This is a genomic window from Ensifer adhaerens, from assembly GCF_002940685.1.
In the GTDB taxonomy this organism is placed as follows: Bacteria; Pseudomonadota; Alphaproteobacteria; order Rhizobiales; family Rhizobiaceae; genus Ensifer; species Ensifer adhaerens_E.
Genome location: NZ_PNFP01000004.1, coordinates 201,739 through 225,511, shown reverse-complemented (window position 1 = coordinate 225,511; position 23,773 = coordinate 201,739). Strand labels below are relative to the sequence as shown.

Genomic DNA, 23,773 nt, shown 5'->3' with positions numbered 1-23,773 from the left:
TGCGCTCTCGAAAGTTACGGGCGCGTGCAATTCAACTTCTTATTGTGGAAAAAGCAGCGCGACCTGAGTTCAACAGCGATTTTCGTGGGCGTTTTCTCTGTGGGTTTTCGCTCCTGGCGCCACGCATTCCGGGAAAACCATGTTAGGTGTCGCCCGAATGGCGGTCTCCGCGCGATCGCGAATCATCTAAAGCATTGAGCAGCGACGCGCCGGTCTTGCGACCGGAAGAGCGTGAAAACGTAAAGATACGGCGGTTCCTGTCATCAGGGCCGCATTCGCACGAAGAGGTGGACATGAAGGTCGGCATCGACATGGGAGCGACGTCCGAAGGGACATCGGCCTCGCTCGATATCGAGGAGCTTCTGGCCACCCGTCTTCTGGTGCAGGGCAATTCCGGTTCGGGCAAGTCGCACCTGTTGCGCCGCCTGCTGGAACAGTCCGCACCCTGGGTGCAGCAGTGCATCATCGATCCCGAGGGCGATTTCGTCACGCTCGCCGACAAGTTCGGCCATGTGGTCGTCGAGGGTGAGCGGACCGACGCCGAGTTGATCGGCATTGCCAACCGCATCCGCCAGCACCGCGTCTCCTGCGTGCTGTCGCTGGAAGGCCTCGATATCGAGCAGCAGATGCGCAATGCCGGCGTGTTCCTGAACGCCATGTTCGATGCGGACCGCGAATTCTGGTATCCGGTTCTCGTCGTCGTCGACGAGGCGCAGATGTTTGCGCCTTCGGTTGCCGGCGACGTCACCGAGGAGGTGCGCAAGATCTCGCTCGGCGCCATGACCAACCTCATGTGCCGCGGCCGCAAGCGCGGCCTTGCCGGCGTGATCGCCACGCAGCGCCTGGCGAAGCTTGCCAAGAACGTGGCGGCGGAAGCCTCCAACTTTCTGATGGGCCGCACCTTCCTCGACATCGACATGCTGCGCGCGGCCGATCTGCTCGGCATGGACCGGCGCACGGCGGAAATGTTCCGCGACCTGAAGCGCGGCTCGTTCGTCGCGCTCGGCCCGGCGCTGTCGCGCCGGCCGCTCAAGGTAACGATCGGAGCGGTCGAGACCTCGGCCCGCTCGACGAGCCCGAAGCTGATGCCGCTGCCGGAGGCGCCGCAGGATGTCGAAGACCTGATCTTCACGCCGGACCCGGAGGAACTGACGCGGCCGATCATGCGCCGCGCGGTTGCGCCGCCGCGCCCGACGACCGACATCCTCGCCGAATTGTCGCGTCCTCGATCGGAAGCGGCCGCGCCGGTCGAGGCAAGGCCGGCGCAGCCGGAGCTGTCGACCGAGGAAAAAGAGAGCCTGCTCGACGGTGTCTTTGCGGAAATCCTCAGCAATCCCGAAGCCGCGTTTCGCCCCGATGCGGAACTGTTTCAGGACTTCCTGGTCCGATGCCGCATTCGCCGGCTACCGTCCGGGGCGGCAATGTCGCTCAGCGCCTTCCGCCGCAAGATGGCCGTCGCGCGCTCCGGTATCGACGCGGAGACCGCTGCAACGGAAACCTGGGCGCAGGCCTTGCAGCTTGCCGATCGCGTCACCGAGGACCTGCAGGCCGTTTTCCTGATGATGGCGCAGGCTGCCGTCCGTGGTCTGCCGTGTCCTTCAGACGCGATGATCGCGCGCGCCTATGGCACCCATTCCGCAAGGCGGGCCCGTCGTCTGCTCGGTTACTTCGAGGAGCACGGGTTGATCGTCATCCATGCGGACTTCGCGGGAAAACGCATCGTTGCCTTCCCGGATCTTGGCAGCGAAACCGCACCGGGTGATGCCAACGGGCCCGATACAGTCGACCCGGCTGCTGCCGCTGCGGCGGAGTGAGCCCCGGACCAGCCGAGGCAGCATTCTCAAAGACACTATTCAGACGGCGTACGCGCGACGCCGGTCGCGACAGCGTTATTCAGACCCATTCCTGGATCACCCGCTCGGAGGCGTGGATGCAGGTCATTTCGAGCCGGGTCGTGCCCGAATTGACGAAGCGGTGGGGCGTGCCGGCATCGACGACGATGATGTCGCCGGCCGTGCCGACCAGCGTTTGCTCGCCGACTGTGAATTCCGCCTCGCCGGAATGGATGAGCCATGTCTCCGGATAGGGATGAACGTGCAGCGCCGGCCCCTGACCCGGCTCCGCATCCATCAGGAACAGCGAAATCGGCGTGCCGTATTGCCCGCCTTCGAAAAGGATCGTCCGCTTGGGGCTTGGCTTCTGCGCGCTACGCGGAATGACATGAAACATGCTCGCCTCCATCGACTTGGCTGGCCGGTTGCAATGAGTTATCTTCACGAGAAGATATTATGCAAAACTATCTTCTCGTCAAGATATGTCAATAAAGTCGGAGTGCGCGATGCGAAGCGGCAATGAAGAAAAAGACCATGTCGACCGGCTGCAGGCGCAGTGGACGGCCGAGCTGCCCGACCTCGATACCGAACCGATGACCATCCTCGGGCGGGCCTACCGCCTTTCCAATCTGGTGCGCCCCTCGATCGAGGAGACCTTCGCTTCCTTCGGCCTCGACCGCGGCGAGTTCGACGTGATCTCGACGCTTCGGCGATCCGGACCGCCTTACCGGCTGACGCCGACCGACCTCTATACGCTTCTGATGATCTCGTCGGGTGGGCTGACCCACCGGCTCGATCGGCTGCAGAAGGCAGGGCTGATCGTGCGCGAACGTTCGGCAGCGGACGGCCGCAGCAGCGTCGTGGGGCTGACCGAGAAGGGAAGAGCCCTTGCGGAAACGGCCTTTCGCGCGGATATGAAGAGCGAAGCGCGATACCTGGAGGGCCTGAGCAAGGAAGACCGGGCTGCGCTGGCGGGGCTGCTCAGGAAGCTGCTTGTCTCGCTGGAGACGGTTCGACCTGTGGACCCGGCCTGAACCAATCCCGTTTGCCACGATTTCGTTTGACAATGTGGGCCGGACCCACTAAAGCCGCCCCAACGCCGGGCAGAAATGTCCGGTGTTTCATTTGACATGTCCCGTGGCTTCTCCGTCTGCGTGATCGTGAGAAACCTGTCAGAACCTTCGAAAATGGGTTCAGAGGAGGGCGTGTTTCCTTGATCCGGTTTGGAAACAGGCCGGTGTAACTGTTTGAAAGGAAATGCGATGAGCAAGCGCGAATCGTCCAAGTACAAAATTGACCGCCGTATGGGCGAAAACATCTGGGGCCGTCCGAAGTCCCCGGTGAACCGCCGCGAATACGGCCCGGGCCAGCACGGCCAGCGCCGCAAGTCCAAGCTCTCGGACTTCGGTGTACAGCTGCGCGCCAAGCAGAAGCTCAAGGGCTATTACGGCGACATCCGCGAGAAGCAGTTCCGCGCGATCTTCGCTGAAGCTGCCCGCCGCAAGGGTGACACCCCGGAAAACCTGATCGGCCTGCTCGAATCGCGCCTCGACGCGATCGTCTACCGCGCCAAGTTCGTTCCGACGGTCTTTGCTGCCCGTCAGTTCGTCAACCACGGCCACGTCAAGGTCAACGGCGTCCGCGTCAACATCGGTTCCTACCGTTGCAAGCCGGGCGACGTCATCGAAGTCAAGGAAAAGTCCAAGCAGCTCGTAACCGTTCTCGAATCGGTTCAGCTCGCTGAGCGCGACGTTCCGGACTACATCGAAGTCGACCACAACAAGATGGTTGCGACCTACGTCCGCGTTCCGGTTCTCTCCGACGTGCCTTACGCCGTCGTCATGGAACCGCACCTGGTCGTCGAATTCTATTCGCGTTAATCCGGGGCTCACGCCTTGTGACGTTTCGAAAACCGCCCGGAAACGGGCGGTTTTTTTGTCCGTGCCGATCAGCATCCGCGCAACCGCGGACCCCAGCGAACATGCGCCGTTTCGTCGTTTCGATCCTCAGGCGACGACCAAGAGGGAAGCCCGATGCCCGAAGAGCAGAAGCCGCAGGATCTGCAGGCGATCATCGACGACATTCATCGGGAGCTGAGCCCAAGGTTCGGTCAGGGCAAGGTCGCCGACTACATCCCGCAGCTCGCCCGCGTCGATCCCAAGCATTTCGGCATGGCGATCGTGACCACCGACGGCAAGATCTATCGCGTCGGTGACGCGGAGGTGCCGTTCTCGATCCAGAGCGTCTCCAAGGTTTTCACCCTGACGCTCGCGCTTGGCAAGCACGGCGAAAACATCTGGCACCGGGTCGGCCGCGAGCCGTCGGGCTCGGCCTTCAACTCGATCGTCCAGCTGGAGCACGAGGGCGGCAAGCCGCGCAACCCCTTCATCAATGCCGGCGCCATCACCATCAGCGACCTGATTCTTGCCGGCCACACGCCGCGGGAACTGATCGGCGAGATCGTGCAGTTCGTCCGCTACCTCGCCGACGACGACCAGATCGTGATCGACCATGAGGTCGCGCGCTCGGAGACGGCCACCGGCTACCGCAACTTCGCGCTCGCCAATTTCATGCGTTCTTTCGGCAAGCTCGACCACCCGGTCGACCACGTGCTCGGCGTCTACTTCCACCATTGCGCGCTGTCGATGACCTGCAGCCAGCTCGCCAAGGCCGGCCTGTTTCTGGCGGCCGGCGGCAGCAATCCGTTGACGGGCCACAACGTCGTCTCGCGCCAGCGGGCGCGGCGCATCAACGCGCTAATGCTGACCTGCGGCCACTATGACGGCTCGGGCGATTTCGCCTACCGCGTCGGCCTGCCGGGAAAAAGCGGTGTCGGTGGCGGCATCATGGCGGTCGCGCCCGGCAAGGCCTCGGTCGCCGTCTGGTCGCCAGGCCTCAACGAGAACGGCAACTCGCTACTCGGATCTCTGGCGCTGGAAATGCTTGCCGCTCGCACCGGCTGGTCGGTGTTCGGCTCCTGAGCCACCCCCCGACGGCCCGATCAATGCGGCCCGGGCGATTTCCCTTGATCTTGACGGCAGGAGCGGGCAAGTGCTGGCGCAAGAATTGCCGGGCGCCGGTTGCGCCCGCGCCTGCCGCACAGGATCCCCGCCATGGACCTTACGCTCAACGCGTCACAAGACCCGGCTGAAACCCTTTTCGATGATGCCGAGATCGACGCCGGTCAGCATCCGCTGTTCAGCCGCATGCCGTCATCCGTCTCGTTCAACAAGCTGCGCAAGCGCCTGTTGCGCCAGACCCGCCAGGCGCTGGACGATTTCGGCATGCTCACGGGCGCCAAACGCTGGCTGATCGGCCTTTCCGGCGGCAAGGACAGCTACAGCCTGCTGGCGCTGCTGATGGACCTCAAATGGCGTGGGCTGTTGCCGGTGGAGCTCATCGCCTGCAATCTCGACCAGGGCCAGCCGAATTTCCCGAAACATATCCTGCCGGAGTACCTGGCTTCGATCGGCGTCAAGCATCGCATCGAGTACCGCGACACCTATTCGATCGTGAAGGAGAAGGTGCCGACGGGCGCGACCTACTGTTCGCTCTGTTCGCGGCTGCGCCGCGGCAATCTCTATCGCATCGCCCGCGAGGAGGGTTGCGACGCGCTGGTGCTCGGTCATCACCGCGAGGACATTCTCGAAACCTTCTTCATGAACTTCTTCCACGGCGGCCGGCTCGCCTCGATGCCGGCAAAGCTCTTGAACGACGAGGGCGACCTGATGCTGCTTCGCCCGCTTGCCTATGCGGCCGAGGACGATCTCGCCAAGTTTGCCGCTGCCATGGAGTTTCCAATCATCCCCTGCGACCTCTGCGGCTCGCAGGACGGCCTCGAGCGCAATGCGATGAAGGCAATGCTTTCCGACATCGAGCGGCGCATGCCGGGCCGCAAGGACACGATGCTGCGTGCGCTCGGTCATGTGAACCCGTCGCATCTGCTCGATCCCAAGCTGTTCGATTTCAAGTCCCTCACACCGGAGCCCAAAGAATGAGCCATTCCGTCGACATTGCCGGCCTTGCCAATCTCCTGCAGGAAGCGGCGGTCAAAGAAATCCTGCCGCGGTTCCGCAACCTCGATGCCGGCGACGTCAGGGTGAAATCGGAAGCGATCGACCTCGTGACCGAAGCCGACGAAGCGGCCGAGCGGCTGATCAAGTCGCGCATCGAGGATGTCGCGCCGGGTGCGCTGTTCGTCGGCGAGGAATCGGTTGCGGCCGATCCGGCGCTGCTCGACAAGCTCTCGGACGCCGATCTCGCCGTCGTCGTCGACCCGATCGACGGCACCTTCAATTTCGCCGCCGGCGTGCCGCTGTTCGGCGTCATGGCGAGCGTCGTTGCCAAGGGCGAGACGGTTGCCGGCATCATCTACGACCCGCTCGGCAACGACTGGGTGATCGCCGAGAAGGGCTCAGGCGCCTGGATGTGCCGTCCGGACGGAACGCAGGAGCGCATGTCGGTCACCGCAGGCGTCGCGCTCGAAGCCATGGTCGGCGGCGCCTCGACCGGTTTCTACAAGCAGGAGGCTCGCCGCGAAGTCATGGCCAACATGGCCAAGGTTCGCATAGCCACGAGCTACCGCTGCGCCGCGCACGAATACCGCATGCTTGCCGGCGGGCACATCCACTTCCTGATGTACCAGAAGCTGATGCCCTGGGACCACTTGGCCGGCACGCTGATTTCGCAGGAAGCCGGCGCCTATGCCGCCCGCTTCGACGGCTCGCCCTATCTGCCCGCGCATCTCAATGGCGGCCTGCTGCTGGCGACCGACAAGGAAAGCTGGGAGACGCTTCGCCGCGAGGTCTTCACGGTCTGATACGGTCCGTGCTCCAACAAAAAGCCCGCCCGGATCGCTCCGGGCGGGCTTTTTCATGTCATTTGAGCCGCTTACATGTGCCCGCCACCGTGATCCATGCTGACGTCCTTGTCGCCGGGATGGGTGAAGAGCTTGCCCTTTTCGGCCCAGAGCGTGGCAAGGATCGTCAGAAGGCCGAAGAGGGCGAAGCCGCCGAAGAGCGGCTGCAGCGTGCCGTTGAACAGCTGGCCGACGGTGCCGCCGATCAAGGCGCCCCCGGTCGTCGAGACGAAGCCGGTGATCGCCGTTGCGGTGCCGGCGAGATGGCCCATCGGCTCCAGGCTGATCGCGGTGAAGTTCGTTGCGATGACCGCGAAGAACATCAAAAGCACCGAGAACATCAGGTAGCTGACGACGAAGGCCGGCGTGCCCGACAGCGACATCACGAAGCCCGCGACCGAGAGCAGCGTGAACAGGATCATCGAGACGTGCGAGATACGGCGCATGCCGAAGCTGCGGACGAAGAAGCCGTTGGCGAAGTTGGCAACCGCGATGCCGCCGGCGGTGCCGGCAAAAGCGATCGGCAGCCAATCGCCGAGGCCGTAAACCTCGCCGAAAATCTGCTGGACGGTGACGATGTAGGCGCAGATGACGGCGGTAAACAGCGTCATGCCGATCATGTAGCCGCAGGTGATGCGGTTGGTGAGAACGGTCTTGAAGCCCGAGGCGACCGCGCCGACGGAGAGCGGCATGCGCTCCTCGCGGGGCAGGGACTCCTTCATGCGGGAAAAGGCCCAGACGAAGAGAATAGCCCCGATGACGCCGATCAGGATGAAGATCCAGTGCCAGTTGGCATAGAGGATCACGAGCTGACCGATCGAGGGCGCGACGATCGGCACGATCATGAAGACGATCATGACATAGGACATGACGCGCGCCATTTCGCGGCCGCCGAAGCAGTCGCGCACGATCGCCATGGTGGTGATGCGGATCGCAGCAGCGCCGATGCCCTGGATGAAGCGCAGGATCAGCAGCGTCTCGAAGCTCTCGGTCAGGGCGGCGGCAAACATCGACACGGTGAAGAAGGCGAGGCCGCCGAGCAGCACGCGGCGCCTGCCGAACGCGTCGGAGAGGCTGCCGAAGAAGATCTGCGAAAGGCCGAAACCAAGGAAGAAGACGCCGATCACCAACTGGCTATCGTTGGTGTTGGTGACGTTCAGGGACTGGCCGATCGCCGGCAGCGCCGGCAGCATGCTGTCGATGGCAATCGCAACGCTCGCCGTCATGACGGCGATGGTGATGATGAATTCGACGATGCCCATGTTGAGGCGCTCGGCGCCGGAGACGCCGTCGACATGTTCGGATTGATTGGTGATGGTGGACATTGGGAAAACCCGTAAGTTCAATCTTTGGAAAAGGCTGGCCAGCACTTGAGAGCGCTACAGCGACCTTTACGCGTCTTTTGAGACGCGTGGCGCTGTAGAGATCAGCCGGCCGGCTGATGGTGTGGTTTGAACAGCTTGCCGCGTTCGGCAATCAGGACGAAAACGAGGCCAATCGCAGCTACGGTGAAGTAGCCGGCGGCAAGCGGGGTGGCCGTTCCGTCGAAGGACTGGCCGATGAAGGCTCCGATCACGCTGCCGCCGATCGTCTGCATGAAGCCGAGAACCGAAGAGGCCGTGCCGGCGACATGGCCGAGCGGCTCCATCGCCATGGCGTTGAAGTTCGGTGCGATCAGCCCGAACTGGAACATCGTGGCGCAGTAAAGGACCACGAAGACCGGGAAGGGCAGCGGCGCATAGAGCGAGGCCGACATCCAGACGAAGCTTGCGAGCGTAAAGCCGCAGAGTGCTGCGTGGGACAGCGGCCGCATGCCGAATCGGCGGACGAGGCGGGAATTGGTGAAGGAAGCGACAGCCATCATACTCGCGAAAGCCGCAAATACAAGCGGGAACCACACGCCGAGGTCGTAGACGCCGACGAGCACCTGCTGCGCCGAGTTGATGAAGCCGAAGAGCGCACCAAGGATCACCGAGGTCGCGAGCGTATAGAGCAACGACACGCGGTTCGTCAGCACAATGCGGAAACCGTTGAGGATCACCGACGGCGTGAAGGCGCGGCGATGCGCCGGATCAAGCGTCTCGCCGAGCTTCGACAGCACGATTGCGATGTTCATCACGGCATAGAGCGCGACGACGACGAAGATCATGTGCCATTCGGCAAGGCTGATGATGAGCTGGCCGATCGACGGCGCGATCACCGGCACGATCATGAACACCATCATGACCAGCGACATCACCTCGGCCATCTGCCGGCCGCCATAGACGTCGCGGACGATCGAGATAGTGATGACGCGCGTTGCCGCAGCGCCCGCACCCTGTACGAAGCGCAGGGCGAGCATGAGGCCGAAGGTTGGCACGACCGCGATCGCGATCGCGCAGACCGCATAAAGGGCAAGGCCGGCCAGAAGCGGTGGCTTGCGGCCAAAACGATCCGACAGCGGACCGAAGAACAGTTGCGCCACGCCCATGCCAAGCAGGTAGGCCGTGATGATGTACTGCCGCTCGTTCTCGCTCGCGACGCCAAGGCTCGCGCCGATTTCCTGGAGGCCCGGCAGCATGATGTCGATCGAGATCGCGTTCGTCGCCATCAGCGTGGCCATCAGCGCAATGAACTGGAACTTCGTGAGGCCGGGCAGGGCGTCGTCGTTGGTCGTGCTGGTCATTGTCAAAAGTCCTAGCGGCGCGCCCTTGGCGCGTACGAAACAGGTCTGGGTCCGGACGCGTCCGGACAAGAATGATGTCGGCTGGCTTGATGCCGGTCGGCACGGGGATTTCAGGCAGGAGCGACCGGACAGCCGCACCATATGGACCGGGGCCTGCATGAAAAGACGGGAGCATCGAGTGACAGCGACGGGTTCATTTCCGGCCGGGAGGGCCGGAGCGGGAACCGCCGCTGCTTATGCCGAACGATCGCGACTGCTTCATGACAGGCCGAAAATCGGCCCCAAGCTCCGCCTCAGAACGCCGGAAACGTTTCAGGAAGGAAGCCTGCTTTCACAAACATTCAAACGGTCATTGCGCGAACCAAGCGCGCAAAGCCTTTGGGAAGACAACAAAAATCGAAATCCGGACGGGAATGTCCGAATCAAAAAAGGCGGTTGCCCGCCTTCTCCGATCGATCGGGACAAGGCGTCCTTGCGTTAGGCGGCAGCGCCCTTGACGGCGATACCCTGCTCGGAAAGGTGGGACTGCAGTTCGCCGGCCTGGAACATCTCGCGCACGATGTCGCAACCGCCGACGAATTCGCCCTTGACGTAGAGCTGCGGGATCGTCGGCCAGTTGGAATAGTCCTTGATGCCCTGGCGCAAGTCCGCGTCGGCGAGCACATTGATGCCCTTGTAGTCGACGCCGATGTAGTCGAGAATCTGGACCACCTGACCGGAGAAGCCACACTGCGGGAACTGCGGCGTACCCTTCATGAAGAGCACCACATCGTTCGTCTTGACTTCGTTGTCGATGAATTCGTGAATTCCGCTCATCCTGTCTTCCTTCCTGCGCCGGCTTCAAGGGCCGGATATCGATTGGGTCTTAGATAGCATGCATATCGGTGATTTTCACCACCCAATCGCAACAAATATTGATGGGCCTCAAGATGTGGTTTTAATACCACTCAAGCCGTGCGGCGACGGGTCTTGCTGCGTGCCGCAGCCGTCTTGCGACGGCTGACCTGCTTCTTGGCCGGCTTGCGGATCGCCGCCTCCAGGATATCCCCGAGGATGCCGCCGCCGGAAGACGTGGTCCTGGTCCGGCGCTTCGTCCGCTTGGTGGTCGTGCGCTTGACGCCGGTCTTCCTCAGAATTTCCTTCAGCGCGCTGTCGACGACGCCGCTGACGAGTTCCTTGATCAGATCAGCCACGCCGGGTCACTCCGGCGCGCTCGTCTGCAGGGCAAGCGCATGCAGCACGCCGCCCATATTGCCCTTCAAGGCATTGTAGACCATCTGGTGCTGCTGCACGCGGCTCTTGCCACGAAACGCCTCGGCCACGACTTCGGCGGCATAGTGGTCGCCGTCACCGGCCAGATCGCGGATCGTGACCTTGGCTCCGGGAATCCCCGCCTTGATCATGTCTTCGATGTCGCCTGGTGTCATGGGCATGATACGCCAACTCCCTTTTTATTCTGCAACGTCAGCAGCTTTGCCGACGTCGTCCATGAAACAAGGGAACCACGATTCAGGGGCGAAACGCAATTGCTGAATTGGGTGAGGGAAGCCAATCGACGGAAGGCAGAGCCGATCAACACATGCGTTCCAACCGGTCCGCACGGGCTTTTGCCATCTCTGGCAAAAGGCAGAACGGGAGCCGCCAACCGCGGGGCTCCCGTTGCCTGTTCTTAGTTCTCAGGCGCGAGGTCGCCGTGCATGAACTCAGGGAACCAGCCTTCGTGCGCAGTGCTGAGCTCCGCGATCGAAACGGCCCTGGTATCGCCGAGCTTGACGGTATCGCCACCGGTCTTGCCAATCACCGGAAGCGAGACACCTGCGGCCCTTGCCCGAGCGGCAACCGCATCGAGTGCGCCGGCCGCAACCGTCAGAACGTAGCGTCCCTGATCCTCGCCATAGAAGGTGGCGATCGGGTCATGGCCGGCGACAGCGTCGACCGTGGCGCCGATGCCGGAGGCCATCGCCATTTCGGCAACGGCGAGCGCCAGACCGCCCGACGAGCAATCGTGCACGGCGGTAACGAGACCATCGACGATCAGCCCGCGGACGAAATCGCCGACCTTGCGCTCATGGGCCAGATCGACATGCGGCGCCGGACCGTCGGTGCGGCCGTGGATGTCACGCATGTAGACCGACTGGGCGATGTGCGCGCCGAGACCGGCAGGTGCGCCGGCGACGAGGATGGTTTCGCCTTCCGCGGCAAAACGGATGCGCGCCATCTTCGACCAGTCCTTGATCAGGCCAACGCCACCGATCGTCGGGGTCGGCAGGATCGCCTGGCCGTTGGTCTCGTTGTAGAGCGAGACGTTGCCCGACACGATCGGGAAATCGAGCGCGGTGCAGGCTTCGCCGATGCCTTTGATCGCATGAACCAGCTGGCTCATGATTTCAGGACGTTCCGGGTTGCCGAAGTTGAGGTTGTCGGTGGCCGCCAGCGGCAGTGCACCGGTTGCCGTCAGGTTGCGCCAGCACTCGGCAACGGCCTGCTTGCCGCCCTCGAAGGCGTCGGCTTCGACGTAACGCGGGGTGACGTCGGACGAGAAGGCAAGTGCCTTGGAGACGTGGCCTTCGACGCGCACGACGCCGGCGTCGCCGCCCGGCAGCTGTAGTGAATTGCCCTGGATCAGCGTATCGTACTGTTCATAGACCCAGCGGCGCGACGAGTTGTTGGCCGAGCCAACAAGCTTGACGAGCGCGTCGGCGACGTCGGCAGCCGGAATGTCGTTGGTTGCAAGCGGTGCCGCGGTCTTGGCCGGGGTCCAGGGACGATCGTATTCCGGGGCTTCGTCGCCCAGTTCCTTGATCGGCAGGTTTGCGACTTCCTCGCCCTGGTGCAGGATGCGGAAGCGCAGGTCGTCGGTGGTCTTGCCGACGATCGCGAAATCGAGGCCCCACTTGACGAAGATCGCCTTGGCGACCTCTTCCTTGGCCGGCTCCAGCACCATGAGCATGCGCTCCTGGCTCTCCGACAGCATCATTTCATAGGCGGTCATGCGCTCTTCGCGCACCGGCACCATGTCGAGGTCGAGCTCGATGCCGAGGTCGCCCTTGGCGCCCATTTCGACGGCCGAGCAGGTGAGGCCGGCAGCACCCATGTCCTGGATGGCGATAACGGCGCCCGTCGTCATCAGTTCGAGGCAGGCTTCGAGCAGGCACTTTTCGGTGAAGGGGTCGCCGACCTGAACGGTCGGACGCTTCTCTTCGATCGACTCGTCGAATTCGGCCGACGCCATGGTTGCGCCGCCGACGCCGTCGCGGCCGGTCTTGGCGCCGAGATAGACGACCGGAAGGCCCACGCCTTCCGCCTTCGAGTAGAAGATGGCATCGCTCTTGGCGAGGCCGGCAGCAAAGGCGTTGACGAGGATGTTGCCGTTGTAGCGGGCGTCGAACTCGACTTCGCCGCCGACGGTCGGAACGCCGAAGGAATTGCCGTAGCCGCCGACGCCGGCAACGACGCCCGAGACGAGATGGCGGGTCTTCGGATGATCCGGTGCACCGAAGCGGAGCGCGTTCATGGCCGCCACGGGACGCGCGCCCATGGTGAAGACGTCGCGCAGGATGCCGCCAACGCCCGTTGCCGCGCCCTGGTAGGGCTCGATGTAGGACGGGTGGTTGTGGCTCTCCATCTTGAAGACGACGCAATCGCCGTCATCGATATCGACGACGCCGGCGTTTTCACCCGGACCCTGGATGACGCGCGGGCCCTTGGTCGGCAGCGTGCGCAGCCACTTCTTCGAGGACTTGTAGGAGCAGTGCTCGTTCCACATGGCCGAGAAGATGCCGAGCTCGGTAAAGGTCGGCTCGCGCCCGATCAGGCCGAGAATGCGCTCGTATTCGTCAGGCTTCAGCCCGTGCGATGCGATGAGGTCCGGGGTGATGGGGCGAGTGTTGGAAATCGTCATCGTCGTCCGTCAAATCCTTCGGGCGGCGCGCAATCCACGAAAGAGGAATATGGCGCGTGCGAACCGCAACACAAACAGGGGGCGCTTTGCGGCTTCTTTAACCTATGCTGCGGCGCGGCGCGACAGAAAAATACGGGCGATCAACAGCGGCTCACGCCCGTGCGACGCGTTGGAAAAGGCGGCTGCGGCAGCCAACCTTAGAACTTGTAGCCGAGCGCGAGGCCGGCGCGTGTCAGGCCGTTGTTGGGACCGTCGCAGAGATTGGCGTGGGAGGCGTGTTCAACGGTCGCCGAAACGTTCCAGTGTTCGTCGAGGCGCACGCCTGCGGCGGCGTATTCGCGGAAGAGCAAGCGACAGCCGAGCTGCGGACCATCGCCATTGGGATCGTCGAGATCACCATCGTGAACCGTGCCGCCCGCGCCGAACTCCACGAAGAGACGCTCAGTCATATCGAAGGTCCAACTCAAGCCGGCATAGGCCTCATTGACACCATTCGACGAGGTGGCCACGGCAGCGCCGGTATAGACGCGCGGTCGCAGCAGCTTATCGCCGAGATCGGCCGCACCATCAGCATCGAACGGGTCGAAGTAGACCGTGAACGACGGAAAGACCCCGTCCTCCTGCTTGTCGCCACTGGCAATCGACGTCGTCACACCAAAGCGCATTTCGTCGAAAACCTGGTCCGCAGCCAGGGCGGGTACGGCGATCAGCGTGGTTGTGGTGAGAAGAAGGCAGGCGATGCGGCGTGACTGGGCAAGACTGAGCGGTAGCGGCATGCGAAATCCTTGGGGACGAATCATCTACGCAAGACTGCTAAAACAGTATGATGCGGAAGCTTGCGTGAAAGTCACCCCGTCGATTTCGATAGTCACTCGAAACTGTCGTAGCCGGCTCGGCCGCTGTCGAGCAGCCGCTTGAGCGTCTGGAAACCAGCCCTGACCTCGGCGCGCTGCGGCGGTGAGGAAAAGCCGATTCGGATCCGATGGAAGACGCGATCGGTGCGGCCGGCCTTGAACTCGTCCTCGTCGTCGACGAGCACGCCCTCCTGCAGCGCTGCCTGCTTGAAGGTGCCGGACAGCCAGGGATCCGGCAACTTCATCCAGAGGAACGGAATGCAGGGATGGGAGGCGAACTCGATGCCTTCGAAGACTTCCCGCGCGATTGCCTCGCGGGCGCGTACCTCCTCGATGCCCTGGCTGCGCAAGGCTGCGGCCGAACCGGAAAGCACCAGCCGGGCGCAGAGTTCGGCGAGGATGAAAGGCAAGCCGCCGCTGACCATCTTGTGGGCGATGCGGATGCGTTGGCCGAAATTCGGAGGGCAGGCGACCCAGCCACCGCGGACGCCGGCGGCGACCGATTTCGACAGACCACCGACAAGGAAAGTGCGTTCCGGCGCCAGTTCGGCGAGCAACGGGGTCTGATCGCCGGTCATGGCACCGTAGAGGTCGTCTTCGACCAGCCACACGCCATATTTGCGGGCGATATCGGCGATCGCCTGGCGGCGTGCGAGTGGCATGACCGCCACTGTCGGATTTTGCGCGCTCGGCATCAGGAAGGCGAGCTTCGGATGCTGCTGCGCGCAGACGCGCTCGAAGTCGTCGGGGATCATGCCGAAAGCGTCGGATTCGACCATCGTCGTGCGGCGACCGATCAGGCCGACGCTGCGACTGACCTGCGAATAGGTCAGCGTCTCGAAGGCGATGCGATCGCCGGGGGCCGTCACCGCGGCGATCACGGCAACGACCGCCGCATGGGCGCCGAGCGTCGGCACGATGTTTTCCGGCCTAGGGCGGAAGCCACCGCGCCCCAGCCACAGGCAGCCCGCCTCGAACCAGTGATCCGGGAAGTTGCGCGCGTAGCTTGCGATATCGGCATGATGTTCGTGGCTGATTTCGCTCAGCAAGTCGCTCAAGACCGTGCCCTGGCCGATATCCGGCGCGGCGGTGCTGTCAAACCGGAGCTTGCCGACCGGCGCCACCAGCGGCCGGGTGCCGGCGAGGGACGTCGTCAGCGGGTCCGATTGCTCCGGCGGGCGGCTTTCGGGGTGGTCTAGCACATAGGTGCCGCGCCCGACTTCGCCACTCACCAGGCCGCGCTCGCGGACAATATTGTACGCTCGACCGATCGTGCCGATTGTCACCCCGATATCGTAGGCGAGGTTGCGTTGCGGTGGCAATTTGGCGCCGACGGGCAGGGCGCCGTTGCCAATTGCATGCTCGATCTGATCGGCAATCCGCGCATAGAGCGGACCGTGACCTTGCTGAATGTCCGGGAGCCAATTTGTCATAGTGACAATTCTTTAGATTACAGCAGAGAATATGTCAATTATCACCGATATAACGGTAACAATCGCTGCATTGGGGTTATCAATGAGTACAATTGATACAATTTGTTTGTCCCGCTCGGAAGCACGGTCCATCGAGCGCACCAGCACATTGCTGGGCGGCAACTATTCGGACGAACGCGAAGGCCTGCTGAAGCGACTGTGGGGGCTCTACTGCGCACTGGCGGCCAAGCGTCGCGGTCGGCTCGCGCTCGGTGAAATGAGCGACTGGCAGCTCAAGGATATCGGCATTTGCGAAAAGGATGCGCGCCAGGAGTCGAATGTCCCGTTCTGGCGCTGACCGATCAGAGCGGTACGACTGTCAGACAAAACACTGAGGGCCGGCGCCCTTTTGAGGTCGACCGGCCCTTGGATCATTCGACAATTCGACTTGGGGCTACTTGCAGCCTTGTCCGCCCGCGGCCCAGCGCTTGATGTCGGCGGCCATGCGTGTTCCCGTCGGTTCGCTCATCAGCGGCCCGAAGGCCTGCAGGCGGGCCGGATTTCCTTCGGCCTGAACGACGGCGAGGGGGCGCGCTTCCGGCGACTTGCGCGGCACGATCAGGATGCGCGGGCGGCCGGAGAAGGAATTGAGCTCCGGGGCCAGGCGATAGGACTTGAAGGCGGCATCGCCGGATTTGAACCAGCAGCTGTTGGCGCCGAGCGCCACGCGCTCCATGGTCGGCAATGCCGCCGTGTTCGGGCTCGGCGCCGGCGGCTTCGGCGACTGGCACGAGGCCAGAAGAGCCAGACCGAACGTGGCGCAGGCAAGGCCGGTGAGGCGTCCGGGGAGGAAAGAAGGCATCGACTGTCTCGCTCGCAAATGGGGGATGGGTCGAATGCCTTCTATCAGCCGGATGGTTAAGCGGCGATTACTTCAAGCGCAGAAGCAAAGAGGCCGCGGCCGTCGGAGCCGCCATGCGCGGCTTCGATCAGGTTTTCCGGATGCGGCATCATGCCGAGCACGTTGCCCTGGCCATTCATGACGCCGGCGATGTCGTTCATCGAGCCGTTCGGATTGGTGCCCTCGGCATAGCGGAACACGACCTGGCCATTGCCTTCGATCGTCTTCAGCGTCTCGGCGTCAGCAAAATAGTTGCCGTCGTGGTGGGCGACCGGCGAGCGGATCACCTGGCCCTTGGAATAGGCGCGGGTAAAGTCGGTGTCGGCGTTGACCACTTCGAGCTTGACCTCGCGGCAGACGAACTTGAGCGACGCATTGCGCATCAGCGCGCCGGGCAGGAGGCCGGCCTCGACGAGGATCTGGAAGCCGTTGCAGACGCCCAGAACCTTGACGCCCTTTTCGGCCTTGGCCTTGATCGCCTGCATGACGGGCATGCGCGCGGCGATCGCGCCGCAGCGCAAGTAGTCGCCATAGGAAAAGCCGCCGGGAATGACGATCAGGTCGACATCCGGGATGTCGGTTTCCGTCTGCCAGACGGTGACCGGAGCCTTGCCGGAAATCTTGGTGAGGGCCGCGATCATGTCGCGGTCGCGGTTGAGGCCCGGAAGCTGGACGACGGCTGACTTCATAACTCTGTCTCCGTAAGCGGCGAGGTGGTTTCGATGCCGCACCCGAACGAGCCTGGCACCTCCTGCGCCTCAAGCAGATCTGCCCCGAGGGCGTCGACTGCCTTGGCGTTTATAGCGTCGGTTCCGCGCCTGAGGCGCGGACCGTGGTTCGGATCGGGCCCGAGGGCCAGCCGATCAGGCGAACGAGATGCTGTAGTTCTCGATCACCGTGTTGGCGAGCAGCTTTTCGCACATGGCCTTCAAGTCTTCCTCGGCCTTGGCCTTGTCTGCGGATTCGATCTGCAGGTCGAAGACCTTGCCCTGACGAACCTGGCCGATGCCGTCGAAGCCGAGCGCGCCGAGTGCGCCTTCGATTGCCTTGCCCTGCGGATCGAGAACGCCGTTCTTCAGCGTCACGGTTACACGTGCCTTGATCACTTTGATTTCCCCGAAGTTATTTTACCAGAACCGGACCGGTGCCACGCACGGGTTCGTTCTCGTTCATGATGCCGAGACGGCGGGCGACTTCCTGATAGGCCTCGACGAGGCCACCGAGGTCGCGGCGGAAACGATCCTTGTCGAGCTTCTCGCGGGTCTCGATGTCCCAGAGACGGCAGCTGTCCGGCGAGATCTCGTCAGCAAGCACGATGCGCATCATGTCGCCCTCGAAAAGGCGGCCGCACTCGATCTTGAAATCGACGAGCTGGATGCCGACGCCGAGGAACAGGCCCGAGAGGAAGTCGTTGATGCGGATGGCAAGCGCCATGATGTCGTCGAGTTCCTGGGGGCTTGCCCAGCCGAAGGCAGTGATGTGCTCTTCCGAGACCATCGGGTCTTCGAGCGCATCGGCCTTGTAGTAGAACTCGATGATCGAGCGGGGAAGGACGGTTCCTTCCTCGATGCCGAGGCGCTTGGCCAGCGAGCCGGCGGCCACGTTGCGCACGACAATCTCAAGCGGGATGATCTCGACTTCCTTGATCAACTGCTCGCGCATGTTGAGGCGGCGGATGAAGTGCGTCGGGATGCCGATCTTGTTGAGGTGGGTGAAGATATACTCGGAAATCCGGTTGTTCAGCACACCCTTGCCGTCGATGACGTCATGCTTTTTCTTGTTGAAGGCGGTCGCGTCGTCCTTGAAGAACTGGATGAGCGTGCCCGGCTCCGGACCCTCATAGAGGATCTTGGCCTTGCCCTCGTAGATACGGCGGCGACGATTCATGGATTTTGTCTCTGTGGTTGTTGGCGCTCTCGGGACGCGCGTGGACTATCTCTCGGGGTCCATAGCCGAAAAGAACCGATTTCACAATCGGCGTATCTTCCCGTTCCCCTGATTTGCATAGGGCGCCGCGCGTCTTCTCAAAGTGCGCCAAGGTTACTGCCGCCTCACGAGGCGGCGATGCTCTCGTCCGCGATCAGATGCGATTTAAGGAACGCGCAAAGGGTAACATGAAAGTCATCAAACCGGAAAAGTTCGCATTGCAGTTTGACCTGTGTTTTGATTTATGGCGATAAACTGATTTCAGACATGGAATTCTCAGGGAGATTGATTGATGACGTCGATGCAGGATCGCGAAAAGGCCTTCGAAGCGAAATTTGCGATGGACGAAGAGCTGAGGTTCAAGGCTGAAGCGCGTCGCAACAAGCTGCTCGGCCTGTGGGCCGCCGGCCTGCTCGGCAAGGCCGACGCCGACGCCTATGCCAACGAAGTTGTGGCCGCCGATTTCGAAGAGGCCGGCCACGAAGACGTCGTGCGCAAGATCAAGGCGGATTTCGACGCGGCGGGCGTCGCCCAGACCGAAGATCAGATCCGCGTGCGGATGCTCGAGCTGCTCGGTGAAGCGGTCCAGCAGGTTCAGAGCAAGTAAGCCGAAAGGCTGTCACGTCACGAATTGAAGCGCCGCCCGTCCACCAGGATGGGCGGTTTTCATTTGTGCGGCTTTATTCTTCCGGGCCGCCAAAGACCGGCTTCCAGCCGCGGCGCAATCGCTGTTCCAGCTCCAGGCGGTCCATCGGCCGCGCGAGCGCGTAGCCCTGAAGCACGTCGCAGCCGAGATCCCGCAGCATCGCCGCGTGTTCCCAGGTCTCCACGCCTTCGCCGACGACGGCAATGTTGAGCGAGTGGCCGATGTCGATGATCGCCCGTACCAGCTTTGCCTGCTTTGCGCTTTCGGTCATCGGGCCGACGAGCGCCCTGTCGATCTTCAGCCGGGCCGGATTGAGATTGAGCAGGCCGATGATCGACGCATGTCCGGTGCCGAAATCGTCGATCTCGATTTCGATGCCGAGGTCGCCGAGCGCCGAGATGGTCTCGGCTATCTCGTCCTCGGGGTCATCGAGGAATATCGACTCCAGAAGTTCGAGCGAAAGCACACCGGGCGGAATTTGCATGTCGCTGAGGTCGGCGATCAGGCCGGGATCGCGCAGGCGCGGCGACGACATGTTGACCGAGAGCTTGGGAACGCCCAGGCCCTCACGCTGCCAGGACTGAAAGTCGCGATAGGCGATTTCGACCACCTTCCGGTCGATCGCCGGCAGCACGTTGATCTCCTCGGCCACCTTCAGGAAATGGAATGGGGCGAGGATACCGCGTTCCGGATGATTCCAGCGCACCAGAGCCTCGACGCCGGATATCTCCAGCGTGCGCGCATGGAATTGCGGCTGGTAGTAGACCGTGAACTGCCCTTCCTCGATCGCCTGGCGGATGTCGTCGCCGATGCGCTTGGCAGTCAGGATCTGGGTTTGAATGAGCTCGGAAAACACTTCGACCCGGTCACGCCCGAGGCTCTTTGCCCGATAGAGCGCGATGTCGGCATTCATCAGCAACTGTTTCGCGTCGACGTCCTCGGCCCCCTTCCAGGCAATGCCGATGCTTGCACCCAGGCGGCAGAGCTGGCCGTCATAGGGGATTGGGCGGCGAAACGCATGCACGATGCGCTCGGCAAGTTCGCTCAGTTGCGGCAGATCGCGGTCCCGGCGGCAGAGGATGACGAATTCGTCACCGCCGATGCGGGCGATGAAATCGTCATGGCGGGCATGGGCGCGCAGGATGGCAGCCGCATGCGTCAGCATCGCATCGCCGGCCTGATGGCCAAGCGTGTCGTTGATCTGCTTGAACCGGTCGAGGTCGATATGCAGGATCGCGTTGACGGCGACATTCTCCGCCAGCATCTGATCGAGATAACGACGGTTCGGCAGGTCGGTCAGGTAGTCGTGTAGCGCGTTGTACTCGATCCTTATGCGCGCCTGCTCGAGTTCGCGGTTGCGGGCCTCCGCCGAGCCCTTGGCGTGGCGCAGCTCTTCCTGCAGCGCAATGTCTTCGGTGACATCCCAGTTGGCGCCGATGAGCTTGCGGGTTCCCAAATGATCGACATAGGTCGCGGCATTGGAGCGGATGTGGCGGACGGAACCGTCGGGCCGCACGATACGGAAGGCGTTGCTATAGGGTTTTCCGGAGGCGATGCCTTCCTTGGTCCTGGCGATGACGGCATCGCGATCCTCGGGGTGAAGGCAGTTCTCCCAGGACTCGGAGCTGGGCGGCCCACCGCTCGGATCGAGCCCGTAGATCTCGAACATGCGCTCGTCCCAATCGTCGCGTTCGATGTCGAGATTGAAATCGAAGACACCGATCTTCGAGACGCCGAGCGCCAGCCTCAGCCGGCGGGAGACCTCCTCGAGCCGTGCCTCCGCCTCCTTGCGGGCGGTGATGTCGGTATCGGTACCGATGATCCGGCTTGGCCTGCCATCCGGCCAATAGGCAACCGAGGCGCCACGGCTTTCGATCCAGATCCAGTGGCCGTCCGCATGGCGCTCGCGATATTCGAAGGTATTGAAGATGGCCTCGCCCGAATCCTGACGCTCGATCGCGGCGCGCACATGCGCATGGTCGTCCGGATGGACGTTTTGAATCCAGGTTTCAAGGGTGCCGTCGACCTCGGCATCGTCAGCCAGGCCACGCAGCCGCCTCCAGGTGGCGGAGTAGAAGAGGTTGCCGGTCTCGAAATCGTGGTCCCAGACCCCCTCGAGCGCACTGTCGAGCGCATATTTCCAGCGGGTCTCGTCACTGCGCAATCGGGCGATCTCGTTGACGAAATCATCGGCCGGCAACAGCAGCAGCAACCACTCGCCTTGCTCGCCGAAGCGTGTCTGCGAACAGGAAACCTGCATCGGCAGGGAACCGGCGGCCCCTAGGAAATGTATCGTCTCGGTTGCGGCCGACGCTGCGCGCGGTGGGAGAAGGGACCGGGCCTCGTCCGGCACGAGGTCGCTGAGGAACATGTTTTGGAGGTGGCCCGGTGTCCGGGCGAGCAGTTGGGCGGCGCGGGCATTGACCGCGCGGATCCGGCCCGCTGCATCCACAACGATTGCCCCGGCCGGCAACCGTTCCAAGGTGGCCTGCGTCAGAGCATCCGTATGCCCCGGTGCGCCAGGCGCACCTTTGGTGAGACGTTCGTTTACGGCCACTTCCCATGTCCAGTATCTGCGGTCAACAACCAGGCGGAGGGCCGCAAATCAAGTCCGACGGCGCTCGGCACCATCCTGGAGACGAGTCGCATTGTCATGCCGCGCGATGATGACCGCGGACAATGAACGTCGGATTAATAAGGCGTCAGCGCTCCGAAGCGGCGCGTCAGGGTTTGAGCCGGCTCAGGAACTGGGCAAACACCATCGTTCCTTCCGGCCACGGCCCATGGCCGGACTCGGTATTGATGTGGCCGGATTCTCCGGCGTCGACGAGCAGAGAACCCCAGGCGTTGGCGATATCGTCGGCGTGTTCATAGGAGCCGAAGGGATCGTTGCGGCTGGCGACCATCAGCGACGGGAAGGGAAGTGGATCGCGCGGATAGGGGCCGAAGGTCATCAGGTGCTTCGGACGGATCGCCGGGTTGGCAACATCGGGCGGCGCCACCAGGAAAGCGCCGGCAACCGGCTTCTTGAAATGGGGCAGGGCGTGGACGGCAGTCGCGACGCCCAGCGAATGGGCGACGATCACCACGGGCTTTTCCGAAGCATTGACCTCTTCGACCATGCGGGCCACCCAGTCGTCGCGGACGGGTTTTGACCATTCGGCCTGCTCGACGCGGCGCGCGGTCGACATCTTGCGCTCCCAGCGGGTCTGCCAGTGCTCCGGTCCGGAGTTGGTGTAACCTGGAACGATGAGGATATGAGCGTCGGATACTTTCATGGTGGCCGCGATGTGGCGCTGAAAGACGCGGAAGTCAAGGCCCGCGGCGTTGCGCGCCCATCAAGGCGTGCCGGAGGCCGATGGAGGCGGCACGAACGGCCTGGTGTTTCGCCCGTCGATCAGCTGCTTATCGACGGAAAGAGGCGGCAGGCGACAGCGGTCGCATTTTCTGTATAATCGGACCGACGGTCGCGGATGGTGCGGCTTGGTTTCGTCGCATCGCTGTTCCGTGGCCGCTCTGGTTCGTTGAGGAGTGTGAGCCATGACAACATTCCATGTCCTGTCGGGAGCGGACGCGAGTGTCGCCCATCCCGGAATAAAAAAGATCGGCGTCGCGGATGTATTCGACGCCCTGCGTCTTGGATTTGACGATTTTCGCGAAAAGCCGTCGCACTACGTCTTTCTGTGCCTGATCTACCCGATTGCCGGCGCCGTTCTGATCACCTGGAGCGCTGGTGCCAATATGCTGCCGCTGCTTTATCCTCTTGCCTCCGGCTTCGCTCTCATCGGCCCGGTCGCCGCGATCGGCCTTTATGAAATCAGCCGACGGCGTGAACTCGGCATGGACTACTCCTGGCCGCATGCGCTTCGTCTGCACCGCTCGCCGGCGCTGCCGTCGATCATGGCCGTGGCCGCCATGCTGTTCGTCGTGTTCATTCTCTGGCTCCTGGTTGCGCAGGCGCTCTATGTGCAGATCTTCGGGGCGGCACCGCCAGATTCGATCGCCGCCTTCTGGAATGGCATCGTCAGCACCGAACAGGGCTGGAACCTCATCCTCGTCGGCAACGCTGTCGGTTTCGTCTTCGCCGTTATCGTGCTGGCGACGTCCGTCGTGTCCTTCCCGCTGCTGATCGATCGGGACGTCGGGGCCGTGTCCGCGGTCGAGACCTCCATCCGCGCTACCCTCGTCAACCCGGTGCCTGTCGCCGTCTGGGGCTTCATCATCGCCGCCGGTCTGGTGATCGGCTCAATCCCGGTCTTCGTCGGCCTCGCCGTCATCATGCCGATCTTCGGTCACGCCACCTGGCACCTCTATCGCAAGATGGTGGAGCCCGGTCCACGCGCCCGTTCACGATAACTGCAGGGACGACGCAACCGCCCAATGAGAAAGCGCCGCAGGTCGATCGATCTGCGGCGCTTCTGGCGTATCTGCCGGCGAGATACCGGTCTAGCGAAAGTGCTTGTAGTAGGATGAAATCTGCGCCGCGGTGTTGGACGACAGGTTGAGCTTGATGCCGATCTTGTCGCCGCGATACCAGCGGACCATGCCGGTCAGGAAGCCGAGTTCCTCGCTTCTGATCGTCACTTCCTGTCCCGTCTTGGCGCCGATGTCGAAGAGAAGCTGAAAGCAGATGCCCTCGGCCGAAAGATCCTTGACGATGCCGTTGCTGGAGCCGGACTTGACGGTCACCGTACCCGTAATTTTCGTTTGCGTGCGCTGCGTCGCCCGCTCGACACTGTCCTTGTAGGCCATGTGATCCTCAGAACCTGGGTTGACAG

At 62.8% G+C, this 23,773-nt stretch carries 25 protein-coding genes; 9 read left to right on the top strand and 16 right to left on the bottom strand.

The window, feature by feature from the left end:
• The first annotated feature begins 293 nt into the window (after nucleotides 1-293).
• The gene (locus C1A35_RS09690) at nucleotides 294-1,814 is read left to right on the top strand and encodes an ATP-binding protein (protein WP_104664113.1); all 1,521 of its coding nucleotides are present in this window, start codon (nucleotides 294-296) and stop codon (nucleotides 1,812-1,814) included.
• 79 nt (nucleotides 1,815-1,893) lie between these two features.
• Here C1A35_RS09690 and C1A35_RS09685 read toward each other — a convergent pair whose 3' ends face one another.
• A complete protein-coding gene (locus tag C1A35_RS09685) occupies nucleotides 1,894-2,229 on the bottom strand; it encodes a cupin domain-containing protein (RefSeq protein ID WP_199772899.1) in 336 nt (111 codons plus the stop codon).
• Nucleotides 2,230-2,338: 109 nt separating this feature from the next.
• Here C1A35_RS09685 and C1A35_RS09680 point away from each other — a divergent pair, with 109 nt between their 5' ends.
• The 5 genes from C1A35_RS09680 to C1A35_RS09660 all read left to right on the top strand — a co-directional run bounded on the left by C1A35_RS09680 (nucleotide 2,339) and on the right by C1A35_RS09660 (nucleotide 6,651).
• Nucleotides 2,339-2,866 (top strand): MarR family winged helix-turn-helix transcriptional regulator, encoded by a 528-nt coding sequence (locus C1A35_RS09680; RefSeq protein WP_104664111.1) that lies wholly within the window; start codon nucleotides 2,339-2,341, stop codon nucleotides 2,864-2,866.
• A 228-nt stretch (nucleotides 2,867-3,094) separates the two neighbouring features.
• Nucleotides 3,095-3,712: a 30S ribosomal protein S4 gene (gene rpsD, locus C1A35_RS09675; RefSeq protein ID WP_104664110.1), complete on the top strand. Its 618-nt coding sequence runs from the start codon at nucleotides 3,095-3,097 to the stop codon at nucleotides 3,710-3,712.
• A 153-nt stretch (nucleotides 3,713-3,865) separates the two neighbouring features.
• Nucleotides 3,866-4,813, top strand: a complete 948-nt coding sequence (locus C1A35_RS09670; protein WP_104664109.1) for a glutaminase — start codon at nucleotides 3,866-3,868, stop codon at nucleotides 4,811-4,813.
• Between the two features lie 132 nt (nucleotides 4,814-4,945).
• Nucleotides 4,946-5,830 carry a tRNA 2-thiocytidine(32) synthetase TtcA gene (gene ttcA / locus C1A35_RS09665; protein ID WP_104664108.1) on the top strand — a complete coding sequence of 295 codons (885 nt, stop codon included), beginning with the start codon at nucleotides 4,946-4,948 and terminating at the stop codon, nucleotides 5,828-5,830.
• On the top strand, nucleotides 5,827-6,651 hold the full coding sequence (locus C1A35_RS09660) for an inositol monophosphatase family protein (RefSeq protein WP_104664107.1): 825 nt from the start codon (nucleotides 5,827-5,829) through the stop codon (nucleotides 6,649-6,651). The genes ttcA and C1A35_RS09660 overlap by 4 nt, the downstream gene beginning before the upstream one ends.
• Nucleotides 6,652-6,722: 71 nt before the next feature.
• Here the strand turns inward: C1A35_RS09660 and C1A35_RS09655 are convergent, their stop codons facing one another.
• From C1A35_RS09655 to C1A35_RS09620, 8 genes are all read right to left on the bottom strand, one after another.
• Nucleotides 6,723-8,015, bottom strand: a complete 1,293-nt coding sequence (locus C1A35_RS09655) for a multidrug effflux MFS transporter (protein ID WP_104664106.1) — start codon at nucleotides 8,013-8,015, stop codon at nucleotides 6,723-6,725.
• 101 nt (nucleotides 8,016-8,116) lie between these two features.
• A complete protein-coding gene (locus C1A35_RS09650) occupies nucleotides 8,117-9,355 on the bottom strand; it encodes a multidrug effflux MFS transporter (RefSeq protein ID WP_104664105.1) in 1,239 nt (412 codons plus the stop codon).
• Between the two features lie 477 nt (nucleotides 9,356-9,832).
• Entirely contained in the window at nucleotides 9,833-10,171 is a 339-nt protein-coding gene (gene grxD, locus C1A35_RS09645) for a Grx4 family monothiol glutaredoxin (RefSeq protein ID WP_104664104.1), read from the bottom strand.
• Between the two features lie 131 nt (nucleotides 10,172-10,302).
• Nucleotides 10,303-10,548 (bottom strand): hypothetical protein, encoded by a 246-nt coding sequence (locus C1A35_RS09640; protein ID WP_104664103.1) that lies wholly within the window; start codon nucleotides 10,546-10,548, stop codon nucleotides 10,303-10,305.
• A gap of 6 nt (nucleotides 10,549-10,554) precedes the next feature.
• Entirely contained in the window at nucleotides 10,555-10,788 is a 234-nt protein-coding gene (locus C1A35_RS09635; protein WP_034794447.1) for a BolA family protein, read from the bottom strand.
• A gap of 236 nt (nucleotides 10,789-11,024) precedes the next feature.
• Nucleotides 11,025-13,256, bottom strand: a complete 2,232-nt coding sequence (gene purL / locus C1A35_RS09630; protein WP_104664102.1) for a phosphoribosylformylglycinamidine synthase subunit PurL — start codon at nucleotides 13,254-13,256, stop codon at nucleotides 11,025-11,027.
• 197 nt (nucleotides 13,257-13,453) lie between these two features.
• Nucleotides 13,454-14,032, bottom strand: coding sequence for an acyloxyacyl hydrolase (locus C1A35_RS09625; protein ID WP_104664101.1), 579 nt, complete (start codon nucleotides 14,030-14,032; stop codon nucleotides 13,454-13,456).
• A 92-nt stretch (nucleotides 14,033-14,124) separates the two neighbouring features.
• A complete protein-coding gene (locus C1A35_RS09620) occupies nucleotides 14,125-15,543 on the bottom strand; it encodes an aminotransferase-like domain-containing protein (protein WP_104664100.1) in 1,419 nt (472 codons plus the stop codon).
• Nucleotides 15,544-15,574: 31 nt separating this feature from the next.
• On the opposite strand from C1A35_RS09620, the gene C1A35_RS36360 reads away from it, so the two are divergent.
• Nucleotides 15,575-15,880: a DUF1127 domain-containing protein gene (locus C1A35_RS36360; protein ID WP_234822842.1), complete on the top strand. Its 306-nt coding sequence runs from the start codon at nucleotides 15,575-15,577 to the stop codon at nucleotides 15,878-15,880.
• Between the two features lie 96 nt (nucleotides 15,881-15,976).
• On the opposite strand, the gene C1A35_RS09610 is transcribed toward C1A35_RS36360, so the two are convergent.
• From C1A35_RS09610 to purC, 4 genes are all read right to left on the bottom strand, one after another.
• A complete protein-coding gene (locus tag C1A35_RS09610) occupies nucleotides 15,977-16,384 on the bottom strand; it encodes a hypothetical protein (protein WP_104664099.1) in 408 nt (135 codons plus the stop codon).
• 56 nt (nucleotides 16,385-16,440) lie between these two features.
• Nucleotides 16,441-17,112: a phosphoribosylformylglycinamidine synthase subunit PurQ gene (gene purQ, locus C1A35_RS09605; RefSeq protein WP_104664098.1), complete on the bottom strand. Its 672-nt coding sequence runs from the start codon at nucleotides 17,110-17,112 to the stop codon at nucleotides 16,441-16,443.
• 174 nt (nucleotides 17,113-17,286) lie between these two features.
• Nucleotides 17,287-17,529: a phosphoribosylformylglycinamidine synthase subunit PurS gene (purS, locus tag C1A35_RS09600; protein WP_034794427.1), complete on the bottom strand. Its 243-nt coding sequence runs from the start codon at nucleotides 17,527-17,529 to the stop codon at nucleotides 17,287-17,289.
• A gap of 16 nt (nucleotides 17,530-17,545) precedes the next feature.
• Entirely contained in the window at nucleotides 17,546-18,310 is a 765-nt protein-coding gene (gene purC / locus C1A35_RS09595) for a phosphoribosylaminoimidazolesuccinocarboxamide synthase (protein WP_034794646.1), read from the bottom strand.
• Between the two features lie 331 nt (nucleotides 18,311-18,641).
• Between purC and C1A35_RS09590 the strand changes: the two genes are divergently transcribed.
• Complete coding sequence (locus C1A35_RS09590) at nucleotides 18,642-18,956, top strand: DUF1476 domain-containing protein (protein WP_104664097.1); 315 nt, start codon at nucleotides 18,642-18,644, stop codon at nucleotides 18,954-18,956.
• A gap of 73 nt (nucleotides 18,957-19,029) precedes the next feature.
• Here C1A35_RS09590 and C1A35_RS09585 read toward each other — a convergent pair whose 3' ends face one another.
• Nucleotides 19,030-21,552 (bottom strand): sensor domain-containing protein, encoded by a 2,523-nt coding sequence (locus tag C1A35_RS09585; RefSeq protein WP_104664096.1) that lies wholly within the window; start codon nucleotides 21,550-21,552, stop codon nucleotides 19,030-19,032.
• A 166-nt stretch (nucleotides 21,553-21,718) separates the two neighbouring features.
• Complete coding sequence (locus C1A35_RS09580) at nucleotides 21,719-22,273, bottom strand: RBBP9/YdeN family alpha/beta hydrolase (RefSeq protein WP_104664095.1); 555 nt, start codon at nucleotides 22,271-22,273, stop codon at nucleotides 21,719-21,721.
• Between the two features lie 262 nt (nucleotides 22,274-22,535).
• Here C1A35_RS09580 and C1A35_RS09575 point away from each other — a divergent pair, with 262 nt between their 5' ends.
• Entirely contained in the window at nucleotides 22,536-23,351 is an 816-nt protein-coding gene (locus tag C1A35_RS09575) for a DUF2189 domain-containing protein (protein ID WP_104664094.1), read from the top strand.
• Between the two features lie 90 nt (nucleotides 23,352-23,441).
• Here the strand turns inward: C1A35_RS09575 and C1A35_RS09570 are convergent, their stop codons facing one another.
• Nucleotides 23,442-23,747: a PilZ domain-containing protein gene (locus C1A35_RS09570; RefSeq protein ID WP_077961142.1), complete on the bottom strand. Its 306-nt coding sequence runs from the start codon at nucleotides 23,745-23,747 to the stop codon at nucleotides 23,442-23,444.
• Nucleotides 23,748-23,773 lie beyond the last annotated feature (26 nt).

Bases quoted from the DNA above. Each gene is read 5' to 3' on its own strand.
- C1A35_RS09635 (WP_034794447.1), bottom strand. From the start codon at position 10,788: ATGCCCATGACACCAGGCGACATCGAAGACATGATCAAGGCGGGGATT.
- purL (WP_104664102.1), bottom strand. From the start codon at position 13,256: ATGACGATTTCCAACACTCGCCCCATCACCCCGGACCTCATCGCATCG.
- C1A35_RS09650 (WP_104664105.1), bottom strand. From the start codon at position 9,355: ATGACCAGCACGACCAACGACGACGCCCTGCCCGGCCTCACGAAGTTC.
- C1A35_RS09590 (WP_104664097.1), top strand. From the start codon at position 18,642: ATGACGTCGATGCAGGATCGCGAAAAGGCCTTCGAAGCGAAATTTGCG.
- C1A35_RS09685 (WP_199772899.1), bottom strand. From the start codon at position 2,229: ATGTTTCATGTCATTCCGCGTAGCGCGCAGAAGCCAAGCCCCAAGCGG.
- C1A35_RS09625 (WP_104664101.1), bottom strand. From the start codon at position 14,032: ATGCCGCTACCGCTCAGTCTTGCCCAGTCACGCCGCATCGCCTGCCTT.
- C1A35_RS09680 (WP_104664111.1), top strand. From the start codon at position 2,339: ATGCGAAGCGGCAATGAAGAAAAAGACCATGTCGACCGGCTGCAGGCG.
- ttcA (WP_104664108.1), top strand. From the start codon at position 4,946: ATGGACCTTACGCTCAACGCGTCACAAGACCCGGCTGAAACCCTTTTC.
- C1A35_RS09660 (WP_104664107.1), top strand. From the start codon at position 5,827: ATGAGCCATTCCGTCGACATTGCCGGCCTTGCCAATCTCCTGCAGGAA.
- C1A35_RS09610 (WP_104664099.1), bottom strand. From the start codon at position 16,384: ATGCCTTCTTTCCTCCCCGGACGCCTCACCGGCCTTGCCTGCGCCACG.
- purC (WP_034794646.1), bottom strand. From the start codon at position 18,310: ATGAATCGTCGCCGCCGTATCTACGAGGGCAAGGCCAAGATCCTCTAT.
- C1A35_RS09670 (WP_104664109.1), top strand. From the start codon at position 3,866: ATGCCCGAAGAGCAGAAGCCGCAGGATCTGCAGGCGATCATCGACGAC.
- grxD (WP_104664104.1), bottom strand. From the start codon at position 10,171: ATGAGCGGAATTCACGAATTCATCGACAACGAAGTCAAGACGAACGAT.
- purQ (WP_104664098.1), bottom strand. From the start codon at position 17,112: ATGAAGTCAGCCGTCGTCCAGCTTCCGGGCCTCAACCGCGACCGCGAC.
- C1A35_RS09655 (WP_104664106.1), bottom strand. From the start codon at position 8,015: ATGTCCACCATCACCAATCAATCCGAACATGTCGACGGCGTCTCCGGC.
- C1A35_RS09575 (WP_104664094.1), top strand. From the start codon at position 22,536: ATGACAACATTCCATGTCCTGTCGGGAGCGGACGCGAGTGTCGCCCAT.
- rpsD (WP_104664110.1), top strand. From the start codon at position 3,095: ATGAGCAAGCGCGAATCGTCCAAGTACAAAATTGACCGCCGTATGGGC.
- C1A35_RS09580 (WP_104664095.1), bottom strand. From the start codon at position 22,273: ATGAAAGTATCCGACGCTCATATCCTCATCGTTCCAGGTTACACCAAC.
- C1A35_RS09620 (WP_104664100.1), bottom strand. From the start codon at position 15,543: ATGACAAATTGGCTCCCGGACATTCAGCAAGGTCACGGTCCGCTCTAT.
- C1A35_RS36360 (WP_234822842.1), top strand. From the start codon at position 15,575: ATGTCAATTATCACCGATATAACGGTAACAATCGCTGCATTGGGGTTA.
- C1A35_RS09690 (WP_104664113.1), top strand. From the start codon at position 294: ATGAAGGTCGGCATCGACATGGGAGCGACGTCCGAAGGGACATCGGCC.
- C1A35_RS09570 (WP_077961142.1), bottom strand. From the start codon at position 23,747: ATGGCCTACAAGGACAGTGTCGAGCGGGCGACGCAGCGCACGCAAACG.